Below are 15,535 nucleotides of genomic sequence, written 5' to 3' on the forward strand. Positions count from 1 at the left end.
TTTCGCTACAATGAACAGGACGATATTATATACTCCTATCTATGCACTTTAGGAGATTATGAAAAAATTTTTTAGTCTTGTTTGTTGTAGCATCTTTATTTTTACAGGGTGCGGCAAGGTATCTTATTTTCAATCCACAGATTCTAATGAAGTTATAACTGAGCAGGCCGAAGGGGGAGAGGTGGTGGTTGAAGAGAGTTCTTCATCTATCTATGTTCAGGTTGCTGGAGCGGTAGCGACTCCAGGAGTTTATGAGCTTCAAGCAGATTCTAGAGTTTATGCAGCTATTGATGCTGCTGGTGGTCTTTTAGATTCAGCAGATGACAGTGATATTAATCAGGCTGCCATCCTAGAAGATGGTCAAAAGATATACATTTACTCTGTGGAGGAAAGAGAAGCACTTGAAATTGAAGCACCTACACAGACGGCTAATGATGGACTTATCAATATAAATACTGCCACTGTAGGTGAGCTTACTAATTTGCCAGGAATTGGAGAGGCTAAGGCATCTCAGATAGTAGCATACAGAGATGCTAATGGTGCGTTTTCTTCTATCGATGACATTAAAAAAGTCTCAGGAATCGGTGATGGTATTTACAATCAAATTAATTCACTAATAAAAATATAGAGAAAAAATAGAGGGTTGTTATGGCTAAAAAAGTATTGGTTGTAGACGATGAAAAGCTTATCGTAAAGGGAATTAGATTTTCTTTAGAGCAGGACGGTATGGAAGTTGATTGTGCCTATGATGGACAGGAGGCTCTTGATCTTGCCACTGCTAATCATTATGACATGATTTTACTTGATGTTATGCTTCCAAAGCTTGACGGATTTGAGGTTTGCCAAAATATCAGAGAATTTTCTAACGTTCCAATCGTTATGCTTACTGCAAAGGGCGACGATATGGACAAAATTCTTGGACTTGAATACGGTGCTGACGACTATATTACAAAGCCATTTAACATTCTCGAGGTAAAGGCTAGAATTAAGGCGATTATGCGTCGTGCTGCCGCTGGACAGCCAGCTGCAGATGAGAAAAAGGTTGATGAAAACACAATCGAAGATGGTGATATCATCTTAGATAAGAGAAATAGAAATGTTACTATTTTAGGTACTGAGTACAACTTGACTGCAAAAGAATTTGAGATGATGGTTTTACTCGTTACTAATCCTAAAGTAGTATTCTCCCGAGAGGATCTTCTTAACAAGATTTGGGGCCCAGATTATCCAGGAGATGAGCGTACAGTTGATGTTCATATTCGTCGTCTTCGTGAGAAAATTGAGCCTAATCCTAAGGAGCCAAAATACGTTCGCACAAAATGGGGAGTTGGCTATTATTATCAATAAGATTTGTCTAGGGAACGAGTTTTTTAATGAAGAAGCATTTTAGTTTTTCTGCACATTTTCATAGCTTAAGATTTAAAATTGCAATAATAGTATTATTAGTAGGCATCATACCATTTATGGTGTGTGTGCCTATTTCTTTGAAAGCTTACAAGTCTGTAGCGATTCATACGGATGCCACTAATCTTATGGCGGAGGCTGTTCAATATAACAATCAGATAGTCACTAGCGGCTATGTTGCTGGCGAGGAGAACAGAGTCCTTGATACAAAACTCAAGGCAGTAGCAGACAGCAATAACGGTCGTATCTTAGTTATTAATTCCAACCTTAAAATTGTTAGAGATTCATTTTCCGTTGATATGGGTAAGACTGTCATTTGGAAAAATATTATTGACACTCTTCAGGGAAATCAGCTTTATTATTACGACGAGAACACTAAAACTATCATTGTTTCGGTTCCACTTACTAATTCTCAGGGAGAGATAGTAGGTGCTCTTGTAATGAACAAATCTACTGATTACGTTGAACAGAATATTGATATTTTTGTTTCATACATGCTTATTGGAGGTGTAATTGTCACTTTATTTTCTATACTTGTGGCAGTATTTTGCGCAATTAGATTTTCTAGACCGATTAAGAAAATGTCTACTTCGTTGGATGGAATTATTCGTGAGTATACTAACGAACTTCCAGAACAGAAATCATTTACGGAGCTGGAACAGGTCTCAGGAAAATTTAATGAGGTAATAGGAAAGCTTCAGTCTATCGATGAGTCTAGACAAGAATTTGTTTCAAATGTCTCCCACGAGTTAAAGACTCCACTTACATCTATGAAAGTTCTTGCTGATTCTCTTAACGGTTCAGATAATGTGCCTATTGAGATGTATCGTGAGTTCATGGTGGATATTGGAGAAGAGATTGATCGTGAGACAAAGATAATTAATGACCTGTTGAGTCTTGTTCGAATGGATAAAAGTGGAGCCAAGCTTAATGTTTCTGCGGTTAATATTAATGAGCTGATTGAGCATATTTTAAAGAGACTTAAGCCTATTGCGGATAAGGCAGATATTGAGGTTGTTTTTGAGTCATTTAGACCTGTTGTAGCAGAGGTTGATGAAGTAAAGTTTACTCTTGTAATTACAAATCTTGTGGAAAATGCAATCAAATACAATAACCAAGGCGGATGGGTCCACATTTCTCTTAATTCTGACCATCAATTCTTCTATATTAAGGTGGAGGATAATGGTCTAGGTATTCCTGAGGAATCAGCACCACATATTTTTGAGAGATTTTACCGTGCAGACAAGTCACATTCTAGAGAAATCGGTGGAACGGGACTGGGTCTTGCTATTACAAAGAGTGCTATAGCGATGCATAATGGAGAAGTCAAAGTACGTTCAAAGCTGGGAGAGGGTTCTACCTTTGATGTACGTATACCTCTAAATTATATTGAGAAGGAGAATCAATAATGAAGAGGATAGTTTCGACAATACTTATAATTTGCATATTGTTTACCTTTGGCGCATGTGGTCACAAGGATAAGGTTAGTCAGTACAAAATTTACTACGTAAATACGGATAAAAATGGACTTACTCCTGTGGATTACAAATATAAATCTACTGATGACACAGATAGAATTTCAGAAGCCTTAAAAGCTCTTGCAAAAAGGATTGATTCAGTTGATTATATGGCGGCTATTCCAGCAGGTGTTGATGTGGATAGATGGGAACTTGATGATCAGAGCTTGAATCTTTATCTTACTGGAGATTACGAAAGTCTTGATATATACACGGAGATTCTAGTTCGTGCAGCTATTGTAAAGACCTTAACCCTTATTGATAGTGTGGAGTCGGTTTCATTATTCATCAATGATAAGCCATTTACAGATGCTTCGGGAGAAATACTGGGGGCTATGACATCTGACACATTTATTGATGATTTTGGCCAGGAAACAGATTCCCTATTATCAACAGAGCTTACCTTATATTTTGCCAGTGCAGATGGATTATCATTGGTTCCAGAGACTAGACAGGTATATTACAGTCGTAATTTATCACCTGAAAAACTTATTATAGAACAACTTTTAAATGGACCGGATTCTTCTGAATTATTGGCTAGCTTACCGGCAGATACAAAACTTAATTCAATTTCTATTTCTGAGAATGGAGTTTGTATAGTGAATTTTGATGCCGCTTTTGAAACAGCTGTTACTAATGTTACAGAAACAGTTACGGTATATTCAATAGTTAATTCCCTTACTGAGATGGATTCTATTAAGCAAGTTCAGATACTTGTTAACGGTGATGTTCCTCATCTTTCAAATTTAGATGTTGATCTTTCTGCTGCAATTTCAAGAAATGACGATATTATAAACTATAATATTAATGGAGTGTTCTCTACAGAAGATGATACTGATTACACGTATGACTATATGGATTATAGTGATTATGTGGATGAAGGTACACCAGAAGATGTAGAAACTGAAAATGAGGCTCCAGCAGACAATTCTCAGGAGTCTCCGGAAAATTAGTAATATTTATTTTATTAGGAGGAAATATGTTGCAAGGACGGTGTCTTTGTAAAATTTCCTTGCTTATAATGATTGTAATTGCCTTGAGTGCCTATGGACCCTATGATTTTTTGGGCCTATATGGCAATTCACAGGCGGTGGATATGTTTTTGACTGATGGAGAAAGTGTTTGCTCTATTGGCCAAATATATCGCAAGGAAATTAAAAATGATCAAACGCTATATTTCGTTAAGGATGCCCAGGTTGTGACAGACCAAGGCACATTATCAAGTACTTCTTATTATTTCAATTTTAATTCTGATTCTATTCCTATTAAGAGCAAAATTAAATTAAAGGGCATAATTGCCAAATTCCAAGAACCTAGAAATCAAGGTGAATTTAACATTAAGGACTATTACAATTCCATTGGTGTTTGTTTTCAAATCAAAGAAGTGGAATTAATTGATGTTAATGAGCCAGAGCTATTAGACTATGATTGGTTCTACAGACTAAACAAGTCATTTGTAAATGTATTTAGATGCACAATTGAGGTAGAAGAGGCTGGCATTTTATCTAGTATTTCTGTTGGAAACAAGTCTGAACTTGATCCGGATACTCGAAATCTCTTTCAAGGAGTCGGACTTGCCCATATACTTGCAGTTTCTGGCTTACACATATCAATTGTGTGTATGCTTTTATATAAGCTTCTTAGAAGCTTTGGTGTCGGCTTTTTGATTAGTTCTATTTTTGCTGGCACAGTGGCTTTTGCATATGGCATTTTTACTGGGGGAAGTATATCTTCGATAAGGGCAATAGGGATGTTTCTATTTTATTTGCTAGCCCAAGTTCTTGGTGAATCCTATGATATGCTAACAGCTGCAGGAGCCATGGCAATTATACTATTAGTGACTAACCCTTTGTATATTAGAAATGGAAGCTTTCTTTTGTCTTTCGGAGCAATTCTAAGTATTTGGTTTATAGCGACTCCGCTAAATCAAAGTTTCATGATGTTTAGAAAAGAGCAAAAAAATAGATGGAAATTAATTAAGCGTAATCATGGGAGAATGGGAGAGATTGCTTTCAAAATAATTAACAAGTTTGTTGATTATATTGGAGGTATGTTGATTTTTTCATTTGGAATAAATATGGGAATGTTTCCTCTTTTGGTTATGCTTTATCATGAGGTGCCAACATATTCTCTTATATTGAATATTCTTATTCTTCCAATTATGCCATTATTACTTTTGTTTGGACTTGTTGGTGGGATTTTTGGCATTACTGTTGGCGTTGGAGTTGCTTATATTATATTGAAACCATGCCATTTTCTTATTATATACATGGAGACAATATCAAAATTCTTTTTGGGACTGCCACACTCGAAGATGATTGTTGGTTCTCATGGATTTTTGTTTATAGTTGTGTACTATCTTTTGGTGATAATTCTTATAAAATATAAGGTCAGATTATTTAGCTATATAGGCTTAATTGGCTTATATCTTATGTGGCTTATCCCTATAAATGGAAAATTTGAAATTGACTTTTTAGATGTAGGGCAAGGAGACGGAATATATGTGAACTCAGGTGACGGAATCCATTATTTTATTGATGGAGGTAGTACTTCAAAAAGTAAAGTGGGTGAGTATACCATATTACCTTTCTTGAAATACAAAGGGGTGTCTTCGATAGATTATTGGTTTTTATCCCACATGGATGAAGACCATGTGTCAGGAGTATTTGAGCTGCTAGAGCAGGATTATAAGATTGAAAACATAGTTTTATCTTCAGAGATTCCTAAAGATGATACTCTTGTTAAGCTGATTGGGCTAGCGGAGGAAAAGGGCACAGAAATTTTATATATGAACAGTGGAGATGTTCTTGGCTCAAAGCATCTTAGATTTACATGTGTATATCCTAATGATAGCGCTGCAGTCCATGTTTCTAGTGATGAGGAAATAGATCTGAATGCTTTATCTTTATGCTTGCTGATGGAATATGACAGGGATGAAGATGGAGTATTTGATTACTCTGGATTTTTTGGCGGAGATATTTCTGCAGAACAGGAAACTATAATTGCTAATATGGGATTGGTAGAGGATGTTGATTTGCTTAAGGTAAGCCATCATGGTAGTCGCTTCAGTTCGGATGCTACCTTCCTAGAATCTTTATCGCCAAAAACTTCAGTAATTAGCTGTTCTAAAGGAAACAGATACGGTCACCCATCCCTTGAGGCTGTTGAGAGAATCGAAGATGTGGGCGCAGAAATATTTTATACCATGAATTCAGGACAAATATCTATTTCAGATGAAGGAATATGGTCATTTATCCCATGAGAGCTATCGGCCTACTGCCTGTAAGAGAAAATGAAATATAAGTAGTAGGGAGATGTAGAGGTAGTACTGCCTAGATTTGAAAATTTATTATAGGCAGTAGGAAATTTTGTATAGGTTACTGCCTATGGAGAAAAATGGCATATAGGCAGTAGGGAAATGAGCGATGGTTATTGCCTATAAGGGAAAATAGATTTTAAGCAGTAGCCCTTTTTTGAAAAGTTACTGCCTAAATTGAAAAAGGTAATATAAGCAGTAATGAATTTGAAAATGGCTACTGCCTGTATAGAAAAATAGAATTTAGACAGTAGCCTGGTTGGAGAATGGTACTGCTTAAACAGAAAAAAGCATAATAAGCAGTAACTAATTTAAAAAGTGATACTGCCTGTATTGATAAATTCAATCTAGGCAGTAGTTTGTAAATAAAATATAGAAGGAGTTATGAAATGAGTATTATTGAAAAGACATTAAATGAAAAGTTAGAGGATATTAATAAGCATCTAGAGATGGTTGAGGTTATGCTAGGACAATGTAGAGAGATTCCTGATTACAAAGTAAGAGTTACATCTGGAAATGGCTGTAGCCAATACTACTATAGAAATGATGCGAATGAATATATCTATATTCCATCGGCAAGGAGGGATTTTGCTAAAAGGCTTATTCAGAAGGATTATTATAATAGAGTGAAAGAGGAACTTACGCAACAGAAAAGGCTATTAGAAAGATTTATTTCAGGCTACAAGGTAGATGCTCTGGAAAATGTTTACAGAAAATCTTGCAAAGGCAGGAAAAATCTCTTGAAACCTATTGAATTAACAGATGAAGAGTATGTTGAAAAGTGGATGGAAAAACATCAGGGGATGCAAAATCCGTTCAATGCAAATATGTCTATTAAGACAAAAAGAGGTGAATATGTCAGATCGAAATCTGAAAAGATATTGGCAGATTTATTTTATGAAAATGGTATTCCTTATCAGTATGAGCCGGCCTTTAGATTGATTAATGGTAAGCTTGTTTATCCTGATTTTGTTTTGCTTAATGTGAGAGAGCGAAAGACATATTATTGGGAGCATTATGGATTAGCATCAGATGAATCATATTCAAATAAAAACATAGATAAATTGTGCCTTTATGAAAATTCTGGTCTTAGAATTGGAGACAATTTGATTATTTCTCTTGAAGCAGAAGGGATTCCACTTGATATTTCTTTGATTCAGGAGAAGATTACTAATATCCTTTTGTAGATAGCGATATCTGCTTGTTTAAGAATTGCAAATATGTCTAGTTTTTTAGGCCTTTATTAATTGAAAATGTGTATTATTAGCGGATTTAAGCTATAATACATACTAGTTATAAAATAAGGAAATAATGGAGAATTAAAATGGCAGAAGAAAAGACAAATGTTATGCGCACTCTTGCGCAGAAGAAAATAGATTATGTTGGACTTACTTATGAGCCTGATGCATCTTTGACTGGTGAGCAGATAGCTGAGAAAATGGGTGAGGATCCAAAATGTGTTTTCAAGACTCTTGTGACACAAGGAAAATCAAAAACATATTATGTTTTCGTTGTTCCTGTGGAAAAAGAATTGGACTTAAAGAAGGCGGCAAAGGCAGTTGGAGAAAAGTCTATCGATATGTTGCCGCTGAAAGAGCTGCTTCCACTTACAGGATATGTTCATGGGGGATGTTCTCCAATAGGAATGAAAAAATTCTTTAGGACTACTTTTGACGAGAGTCTAAATCAGCTTGAAAAGGTTTACTTTTCTGGCGGCAAAGTAGGCTTTCAGGTTCAGATTGCGGTAAAAGATATAGAAAAAGTAATTAGATACCAGACAGCAGATGTATGCTGTTAACAACTTTTTTTGGAGGGAATAATGAGTAGAAAAAGAAGACAAAAAAGAACCTTTAGTATAATTCTCATTATTGTGGCACTTCTTTTGGTTATTGGTGTTGCTGCATATATTATACTTAGCAAAAAGGATAGTGACACAAGTTTAGTTTCATCAGATGCTAATAATACTCAACAGAGTGATTCAAGTACTCAGCAAAGTGACTTAGATACTAATGCTGGTGTAGGAGATAATCAGTCTACAGAAAAGCAGGATGAAAGTGCAGGAATTACATTTGAAGAGCTTTCAAAACATAACTATTCACTTTCTTCGGGAGCTGGTGCTTGGTCAGATGATTTTAATATAGAAAAAGATGGATTTTTCCATGGACATTATCACGATATGGATATGGGTGATACTGGAGATGATTATCCTAATGGAACAATGTACATATGTGATTATGAGGGACATCTTTCAAATATACAAAAGATAGATGAATATACTTGTAAGATGGAAGTTTCGGATCTTAAAGTAACAAGTTCTGAGACTGAATATATAGAAGGTGGTGTTAGGTATATTCCTTCGGAACCTTATGCATTTTGCGATACGGAAGAGATTGAAATATATCTACCAGGGAAACCTACATCAGAGATTTCTGAGGAGTTACAGGTTTGGCTTGGCTTTGTCTACTTAGATGAAGCTCCAGAAAAGATTGAGGACATAGCATTAGTAAATGCTAGCCAAGAGCTTGGAATGACTTCCTTTGATAGGAAAGATGCTAAGGAAGAGGCTAAGGATTTTTACAATAATGCAAAAAGCAGCTATGACTATTTTAATGAAAGCCTTCAGTCTGCATTAACTACAGCAGAAATGGTTGATACATCTTCAGCTCAAGCTAATGCAGTTGATGATATACTTAACGAGATGTGGATTCTTGTTAAATATAATACAGACAAGGAGACCTTTAATAAAGCCCTTGATGAGCAGAGACAGTGGCTTGCTGATAGAGACAAGCAGTTAGATGAGTTACCTAACGAAGGTTCCCTTGCTCCTGTGGATCGCAATGGTCTTTATGCTGAGTTGACCCTTGAAAGATGCGAAGAGCTTTTAAAGTATTTTGATTAGTAACAGTAGAGTCTTGTTAAACTTCAAAAATTATGGTAGGATAACAGACGAAAAGCGATGACAGAAACAGTAGTATATGAGGAAGCTAAGAGAGAGGGCGCCTAGGCTGGAAGCGTCTAGTGGATACATATATGAACACCATTCTCGAGCTGAACGCAGAAGCATATTTCGTGCGAAGCGTCTCCGGGTAGTTCCGTTAAAGACAAAATGAGTGAAACACTAAGGTGGAACCGTGCTATTAGAATTTATGCACCCTTAGGAAAGGCCTATGTAATGGCGCTTTCTAGGGTGCTTTTTTATTATTAGTAGCACCCTTAGTACGAGTAATAACTTTATTCATTCATTAGAAAAAGGAGAAAATCATGGTTAATTTCAAAGAAGATGAGGCACTTAACACTCTCAATCATTCATGTGCTCATATGATGGCACAGGCTGTTAAGCATCTTTATCCAAATGCTAAATTCTGGGTTGGTCCAGTAGTAGAAGAGGGATTCTATTATGATATGGATCTTGGCGATGTTATGCTTACTGATGAGGATATCGCTAAAATCGAAAAAGAGATGAAGAAGGTAGCTAAATCAGGCTGCAAGATTTATCGTAGAGAGATTTCAAAGGCTGAGGCTCTTGAGATGTTCAAGGATGACCCGTATAAAATTGACTTAATTAATAATATGGATGAGAATACTCAGACTATCTCATGCTATGACCAGGGTGATTTCACAGATCTTTGCCGTGGACCACACGTAGACAATGTTAAGCTTTGCCGTTACTTCAAGCTTATTAAGCATTCTGGTGCATACTGGAAGGGTGATGCTGAGAATCAGGTTCTTAACCGTGTGTACGGTGTTTGCTTCCCAACACAAGAGCAGCTTGATGAGCATCTTGCACTTCTTGAGGAGGCTAAGGAGCGCGACCATCGTAAGATTGGTAAGGATATGCAGCTATTCATGGCTGATGACTTAATTGGTCGTGGACTTCCAATGTACCTTCCTAATGGTTATACAATTTGGACAGAGCTTGAGAACTACATCCGTAACAAGGAGCGCAAGCTTGGTTACTTACATGTAATGACACCTTGTGTTGGTACAGTTCAGCTTTACCAGACATCTGGTCACTGGGATCACTACAAGGAGAATATGTTCCCAGCTATGGAAGTTGAGGGAGAGAATTTCGTTCTTCGTCCTATGAACTGCCCACACCACATGAGAATATTTGCAAATAGACCACATTCTTACAAGGAGCTTCCTATTCGTATAGCTGAAATCGCTCACGATTTCCGATTCGAGTCTTCAGGAACACTTAAGGGTATTGAAAGAGGTCGTCATTTCTGCCAGAACGATTCACATATCTTCTGTACACAGGATCAGATTAAGTCTGAGGTTAAGAGTGTATGTGACCTTATCTTCAGCACATATGAGGATTTCGGTATTACAGATTATAGATGTGTTCTTTCACTTCGTGATCCTGCAGATACTAAGAAGTATCATCAGGATGATGCTATGTGGAACACAGCTGAGCAGGCTCTTCGTGAGACTCTTACTGAGATTGGTATTGAGTTTACAGAGGAGATTGGTGAAGCTGCATTCTACGGACCAAAGCTTGATGTTAATGTTAAGCCAGCTATTGGTAACGAGATTACACTTTCTACATGTCAGCTTGATTTCTGCTTACCTGCAAAGTTTGACCTTACATACACAGATGCAGATAGCAACAAGCAGACACCGGTTGTTATCCATAGAGCTATTCTTGGTTCGCTTGATAGATTTATGGCTTACATTCTTGAGGAGACAAAGGGAAATCTTCCTCTTTGGCTTGCACCAACACAGGTTAAGGTACTTCCTGTAAAGAATGATGATGACGAACTTAATGCATACTCACAGAAGCTTGTTGATGCTTTAAATGATGCAGATGTAAGAGTTGAGTTTGATACACGTTCAGAGAAGCTTGGTTACAAGATGCGTGAGGCTCAGATTCAAAAGGTTCCTTATCTTGCAGTTCTTGGTAAGAATGAGGAGGCTGATGGCACTGTTTCATACAGACTTCACGGTGAGCAAGGAACTACAACAGTTAAGTTTGATGAGTTCGTTGAGCTTATTGTTAATGAAATCAAGACTAAGGGTCGTAAATAATAGGAGCACATATGGCAGAAGCAGTTGTTGTACTTAAAAAGGGTGAAGGTAGAACAATTAAAGCTGGTGGGGCTTGGATTTTTGACAACGAGATTGATACCATAACCGGTTCTTTTGAAAATGGTGATATTGTTATAGTCCATGATTTTGATGGTTATATGATGGGACGCGGCTTTATTAACACCAATTCAAAGATTAGAGTTCGCATGCTTACCCGAGACAAGGAGCAACAAATCGATGATGAGTTTATTCGTATGCGAGTGAAAAACGCATGGGAATATCGAAAAAGCGTATTGCTTCCAGTTGATTTAAATTGTTGTCGTGTTATCTTTGGTGAGGCCGATTTTTTACCAGGTCTTGTCATAGATAAATATGATGATGTGCTTGTGGTTGAGTCACTGGCTCTTGGTATTGATAAGTTTAAGATTCAAATTGTTGAATATTTAAAAGAGCTTCTTTTGGCTGATGGATTTACTGTTCGCGGCGTATATGAGCGAAGCGATGCAGCTGTCAGAAAAAAAGAAGGGCTGGCACCTTACAAGGGATTCATTGGTGAAGAGTTTGATACTAATGTTGAGATAGTAGAGAACGGTGTTCACTATATGGTGGATGTTGTAAATGGTCAAAAGACAGGATTTTTCCTGGATCAGAAGTACAATCGTCTAGCTATACAGCGACTATGTAAGGATAAGCGAGTTTTAGATTGTTTTACCCATATGGGTACATTTGCATTAAATGCAGGTATTGCTGGAGCAGCAGAGGTTACCGGCCTTGATATCTCTGATTTTGCTGTAAAGCAGGCTACTGACAATGCCAAACTTAATGGTCTGGATGAGAGAGTTAAATTCAGACAGGCCAATGTTTTGGATGAACTTCCAAAACTAAACGAAGCGGGAGAGAGATATGATGTGGTAATTCTTGACCCTCCTGCATTTACAAAGTCTAGAGAGGCTACAAAAAATGCCATGAAGGGGTATCGTGAGATTAACATGAAGGGAATGAAGCTGGTAAAAGATGGCGGATACCTTGCTACATGCTCATGTTCTCACTTTATGACACAGGAGCTTTTCGTTAAAGTTATAGGTCAAGCTGCAAAGGCGGCTCATAAGAGACTGCGTCAGGTTGAGTTTAGAACTCAGGCGCCAGATCACCCAATTCTTTGGGCAGCTGATGAAAGCTATTATTTAAAATTCCTTGTTTTCCAAGTGGTTGACGAGAAATAGAACTGTTAATTTTATAAGATTCATATTATTAACCGCCTGCATTTATAGAAATTCAGGCGGTTTTATTGTTATAATACACATATGAGTAAAAATATTTCTAAAGGATTATTATTATCAAATATTAAAAAGGATTACACTTTATCTATTGTTGCTAAACTTAAAGGTAAAAAGGTAGATTTACCACTTGAGTATGCAGAACTAACAGATGAAGAGTATGAAGAATTGACTGAGAAATATGGTCAGGAGATTTTGCCTCTTGAGCCTATAGTAAGTCAGTGGGAAAAGAAGCTTCTTGAGATTTCTTTTAAAGGTCATGAGTCTGTTCTTGAGCTTTTTGTGGTTACCAATGAAGAAGTTTTTCAGTGGGTTGCTGTGAAGGTTTTCAGAATAAATCTATCTACTGGCAGATATATAAATATGATCACATCTAGTCTGTTATATGGAAAGAAGTATAATCGTAGACGTGGTGTAAGAATCAATATTGATAAGGTAATGAATCTAGAGCAGGAAGGGGAGACCTTCCATGTTATAGTTAAGGATTTATCTTACTGTGGTGTTGGATTCTTTGAATTAGGTGAAGGAATGGTAAAAAAAGGCGTGCCATTTATATTACATCTAACAGAGCCAGGTGAAAACGGCGAAGAAAAGCTTGTTTGTAAGTTAGTAGGAAAAATATTAAATCAGAGAAATGATTCAGGTGGTATATTTAGTGGATGTATTTTATCTACTAAGCATGCAGCTTTTCTCCAGAGATATATAGCTATGAAACAGTTGGAGCAGATTAGTGGAAGAAAGCAAGACTTCGGAATCACACATAATGTCATCGGTGAAAACTGGAAGAGGGATAGAGCAGAAAGACTCAAAGCTTCTAAATAAATTAAGTATTAAAATCATAAAAAATAATTATTAAATATGTAAAAAATGTTGATGTGAAAATGCTACTATGATAATATTTTAACAGTATGTTTAAGGCCAGATTTGCATACATTTTTTAATATTTTTAAGGAGGTACGTTATGGGCGTAGCAGCATTAGTTCTTGGTATTATTTCAATAATTATCGGCATTTTTTTTGCCGGAGCATTAGGATGGGCAGGAGCAATTCTTGCTATTATTGGTATTGTTTTAGGAGCTCTTGGTAAGAAGAATCCAGAGTCAAAGGGTATTGCAACAGCAGGTATGGTTTGCTCTATCATTGGTTTGATTCTTTGCTTACTTCTTTACATTGCATGTGCAGCTTGTGTTGGAGCTGCTGTGACTCTTGGTTAATTAGTAAATATGCATGTATATTTAGAGTTTTTTGGTCATAAAGTTGCGTCCTACGGCTTTTTTATAGCTTTAGGGGGAATAATTGTTAACTTAATTGCGGTTTATATTTTTTCTAAACGAAAGATGGATATAAATGACTTTACTATAATTGAATCCATTGGTTTATTGGGAGCATTTATAGGAGCAAAGGCACTATATTTATTTGTATCGTTTAAGGATATTGAATGGTATAGAATTACAAATTTGTCTTATCTGGCGCAGTTAATGCAGACGGGATTTGTTTTCTATGGTGGATTTATTGGCGGGATAATCGCGGCTATTATTGCTAGTAAAGCAAACAAAATCGACTTTAGAAGTTATGCTGATGAAGTGATTTTCTTAGTCCCACTTGCCCATGCTTTTGGTAGAGTTGGATGTTTTATGGCAGGTTGCTGCTATGGTATGCCATACGATGGTCCGTTTTCTGTAGTTTTTCCAGAAAATTCTTTTGCTATACATGGCGTAAAGCTTTTCCCGGTTCAATTATTTGAAGCGGCTGGACTTGTTATAACATGTTTAGTGCTACTTCTTTTAAAGAAACTATTATCTAAAAGATTTCAGGTAGAGTTTTATTTAATATTATATGGAGTGCTTAGATTGATTACTGAAAGATATAGGTATGATGCCGCTAGAGGATCGCTCTTTGGTATTTCTACATCTCAGTGGATAAGCATTTTCATGATTATAATTGGGCTAGCTAGTATTGGAATTCAATTAACAAAATCTAAAAGTAAGGATTGCTTGACTGTTTAATTAAATAATGAGCTTATATTACTTTTATATTCTGGGATTGAATTTGATTTGCGGATTTTCTTTATGGTCTTCGTATCATTTGGAAAATTTCTCTCCCAATATGCTATAAATTCCTTCATTCGATGAAGGACAGGCTTTTCTCCGGAAAGAAGGTCAGTATATTGGATGAGTAAATCATCATGAAATGATTTAAAGATCTTAAGGTCTAGAGGAGTTTCTTCTAGGCCTTTTTTGTATGCCAAAACAAGACCTGGATTAGCTAGAAGTCCGCGGCCTATCATGATTGCATCTATAGATGGGTATGTGGCAAATGTATTATTAATATCTGATACAGTAACTATGTCTCCATTGAAAACAAGTGGAGCATTAGAGTGAGAGATTGCGTAATCAAAAAACTCAGGCTTCAAAGGTTCTCTGTAGAAATCCTTTTGAATACGAGGGTGTATAGTTAACTCTGATATAGGATATTTGTTATATATGTCTAGGATCTCGTAGAATTCATCTGGTTCTAGCTTGCCTAAACGGGTTTTAATGGAAATATTAGGAGCGGTACAACCTTTTTTGCTACAAGCTGATTCAAGGCCCTCAAATACCTTATAAAGCATGTTATCAAGCATCTCAGGGTAGAAGAGCAGACCGGAGCCCTTTTTCTTGGCAACAACTGTACCTGATGGGCATCCAAGATTGAAATTGATTTCTCTATATCCTAGAGCTGCTATTTCTGAAGCAGCCCACAAAAAATGCTCAGCATCATTTGTTAAAAGCTGAGGGACAGTGGTTTCTATATTATTTTTTTCAGGATCAATCTGATTGAACTCTCTTGTAGTGAACTTGTAAGTGGAGTTAGGAGATAGGAAAGGAGTGAAGTATTTGTCCACACCTCCGTAGTAGTTTTCAAAGGTGTTTCTGAAAATGCTATCTGTAACGCCCTCAAGAGGAGCAAAGTATATTTTCTGTTTCATAAAATATCTCCGATAAGTGGTGGTAT

14 protein-coding genes are annotated in these 15,535 nt (G+C 36.6%); 13 read left to right on the plus strand and 1 reads right to left on the minus strand.

Annotated features, from left to right (window positions below; all coding sequences use genetic code 11):
• Nucleotides 1-58: 58 nt before the first annotated feature.
• From F0Q01_RS03460 to F0Q01_RS03520, 13 genes are all read left to right on the plus strand, one after another.
• Complete coding sequence (locus tag F0Q01_RS03460) at nucleotides 59-628, plus strand: ComEA family DNA-binding protein (protein WP_090486279.1); 570 nt, start codon at nucleotides 59-61, stop codon at nucleotides 626-628.
• A 20-nt stretch (nucleotides 629-648) separates the two neighbouring features.
• Nucleotides 649-1,347, plus strand: coding sequence for a response regulator transcription factor (locus F0Q01_RS03465; RefSeq protein WP_090486282.1), 699 nt, complete (start codon nucleotides 649-651; stop codon nucleotides 1,345-1,347).
• Between the two features lie 26 nt (nucleotides 1,348-1,373).
• Nucleotides 1,374-2,813 (plus strand): sensor histidine kinase, encoded by a 1,440-nt coding sequence (locus tag F0Q01_RS03470; protein ID WP_090486285.1) that lies wholly within the window; start codon nucleotides 1,374-1,376, stop codon nucleotides 2,811-2,813.
• On the plus strand, nucleotides 2,813-3,874 hold the full coding sequence (locus F0Q01_RS03475) for a GerMN domain-containing protein (RefSeq protein WP_090486287.1): 1,062 nt from the start codon (nucleotides 2,813-2,815) through the stop codon (nucleotides 3,872-3,874). The genes F0Q01_RS03470 and F0Q01_RS03475 overlap by 1 nt, the downstream gene beginning before the upstream one ends.
• 68 nt (nucleotides 3,875-3,942) lie before the next feature.
• On the plus strand, nucleotides 3,943-6,183 hold the full coding sequence (locus tag F0Q01_RS03480) for a DNA internalization-related competence protein ComEC/Rec2 (protein WP_163927130.1): 2,241 nt from the start codon (nucleotides 3,943-3,945) through the stop codon (nucleotides 6,181-6,183).
• A gap of 443 nt (nucleotides 6,184-6,626) precedes the next feature.
• Complete coding sequence (locus F0Q01_RS03485) at nucleotides 6,627-7,424, plus strand: hypothetical protein (protein WP_090486294.1); 798 nt, start codon at nucleotides 6,627-6,629, stop codon at nucleotides 7,422-7,424.
• A 137-nt stretch (nucleotides 7,425-7,561) separates the two neighbouring features.
• Entirely contained in the window at nucleotides 7,562-8,035 is a 474-nt protein-coding gene (ybaK, locus tag F0Q01_RS03490; RefSeq protein ID WP_090486297.1) for a Cys-tRNA(Pro) deacylase, read from the plus strand.
• 21 nt (nucleotides 8,036-8,056) lie between these two features.
• A complete protein-coding gene (locus F0Q01_RS03495) occupies nucleotides 8,057-9,136 on the plus strand; it encodes a lysozyme inhibitor LprI family protein (RefSeq protein ID WP_090486300.1) in 1,080 nt (359 codons plus the stop codon).
• 362 nt (nucleotides 9,137-9,498) lie between these two features.
• A complete protein-coding gene (gene thrS, locus F0Q01_RS03500; protein WP_090150602.1) occupies nucleotides 9,499-11,265 on the plus strand; it encodes a threonine--tRNA ligase in 1,767 nt (588 codons plus the stop codon).
• An 11-nt stretch (nucleotides 11,266-11,276) separates the two neighbouring features.
• Entirely contained in the window at nucleotides 11,277-12,488 is a 1,212-nt protein-coding gene (locus tag F0Q01_RS03505; RefSeq protein WP_090486302.1) for a class I SAM-dependent rRNA methyltransferase, read from the plus strand.
• An 81-nt stretch (nucleotides 12,489-12,569) separates the two neighbouring features.
• Complete coding sequence (locus tag F0Q01_RS03510) at nucleotides 12,570-13,364, plus strand: PilZ domain-containing protein (RefSeq protein WP_090486305.1); 795 nt, start codon at nucleotides 12,570-12,572, stop codon at nucleotides 13,362-13,364.
• A gap of 139 nt (nucleotides 13,365-13,503) precedes the next feature.
• On the plus strand, nucleotides 13,504-13,755 hold the full coding sequence (locus tag F0Q01_RS03515) for a hypothetical protein (protein ID WP_090486307.1): 252 nt from the start codon (nucleotides 13,504-13,506) through the stop codon (nucleotides 13,753-13,755).
• A 9-nt stretch (nucleotides 13,756-13,764) separates the two neighbouring features.
• Nucleotides 13,765-14,547, plus strand: a complete 783-nt coding sequence (locus tag F0Q01_RS03520; protein ID WP_090486309.1) for a prolipoprotein diacylglyceryl transferase — start codon at nucleotides 13,765-13,767, stop codon at nucleotides 14,545-14,547.
• Here the strand turns inward: F0Q01_RS03520 and F0Q01_RS03525 are convergent.
• Nucleotides 14,544-15,509 carry a tRNA dihydrouridine synthase gene (locus F0Q01_RS03525; RefSeq protein ID WP_090486312.1) on the minus strand — a complete coding sequence of 322 codons (966 nt, stop codon included), beginning with the start codon at nucleotides 15,507-15,509 and terminating at the stop codon, nucleotides 14,544-14,546. The two genes, F0Q01_RS03520 and F0Q01_RS03525, sit on opposite strands and share 4 nt — an antisense overlap.
• Nucleotides 15,510-15,535 lie beyond the last annotated feature (26 nt).

Origin of the sequence: Pseudobutyrivibrio xylanivorans, from assembly GCF_010906925.1 — a bacterium.
Lineage (GTDB): Bacteria > Bacillota > Clostridia > Lachnospirales > Lachnospiraceae > Pseudobutyrivibrio.

Excerpts from the sequence above, each read along its gene's own strand:
- F0Q01_RS03460 (WP_090486279.1), top strand. The coding sequence starts at position 59 with ATGAAAAAATTTTTTAGTCTTGTTTGTTGTAGCATCTTTATTTTTACA.
- F0Q01_RS03465 (WP_090486282.1), top strand. The coding sequence starts at position 649 with ATGGCTAAAAAAGTATTGGTTGTAGACGATGAAAAGCTTATCGTAAAG.
- F0Q01_RS03470 (WP_090486285.1), top strand. The coding sequence starts at position 1,374 with ATGAAGAAGCATTTTAGTTTTTCTGCACATTTTCATAGCTTAAGATTT.
- F0Q01_RS03475 (WP_090486287.1), top strand. The coding sequence starts at position 2,813 with ATGAAGAGGATAGTTTCGACAATACTTATAATTTGCATATTGTTTACC.
- F0Q01_RS03480 (WP_163927130.1), top strand. The coding sequence starts at position 3,943 with ATGATTGTAATTGCCTTGAGTGCCTATGGACCCTATGATTTTTTGGGC.
- F0Q01_RS03485 (WP_090486294.1), top strand. The coding sequence starts at position 6,627 with ATGAGTATTATTGAAAAGACATTAAATGAAAAGTTAGAGGATATTAAT.
- ybaK (WP_090486297.1), top strand. The coding sequence starts at position 7,562 with ATGGCAGAAGAAAAGACAAATGTTATGCGCACTCTTGCGCAGAAGAAA.
- F0Q01_RS03495 (WP_090486300.1), top strand. The coding sequence starts at position 8,057 with ATGAGTAGAAAAAGAAGACAAAAAAGAACCTTTAGTATAATTCTCATT.
- thrS (WP_090150602.1), top strand. The coding sequence starts at position 9,499 with ATGGTTAATTTCAAAGAAGATGAGGCACTTAACACTCTCAATCATTCA.
- F0Q01_RS03505 (WP_090486302.1), top strand. The coding sequence starts at position 11,277 with ATGGCAGAAGCAGTTGTTGTACTTAAAAAGGGTGAAGGTAGAACAATT.
- F0Q01_RS03510 (WP_090486305.1), top strand. The coding sequence starts at position 12,570 with ATGAGTAAAAATATTTCTAAAGGATTATTATTATCAAATATTAAAAAG.
- F0Q01_RS03515 (WP_090486307.1), top strand. The coding sequence starts at position 13,504 with ATGGGCGTAGCAGCATTAGTTCTTGGTATTATTTCAATAATTATCGGC.
- F0Q01_RS03520 (WP_090486309.1), top strand. The coding sequence starts at position 13,765 with ATGCATGTATATTTAGAGTTTTTTGGTCATAAAGTTGCGTCCTACGGC.
- F0Q01_RS03525 (WP_090486312.1), bottom strand. The coding sequence starts at position 15,509 with ATGAAACAGAAAATATACTTTGCTCCTCTTGAGGGCGTTACAGATAGC.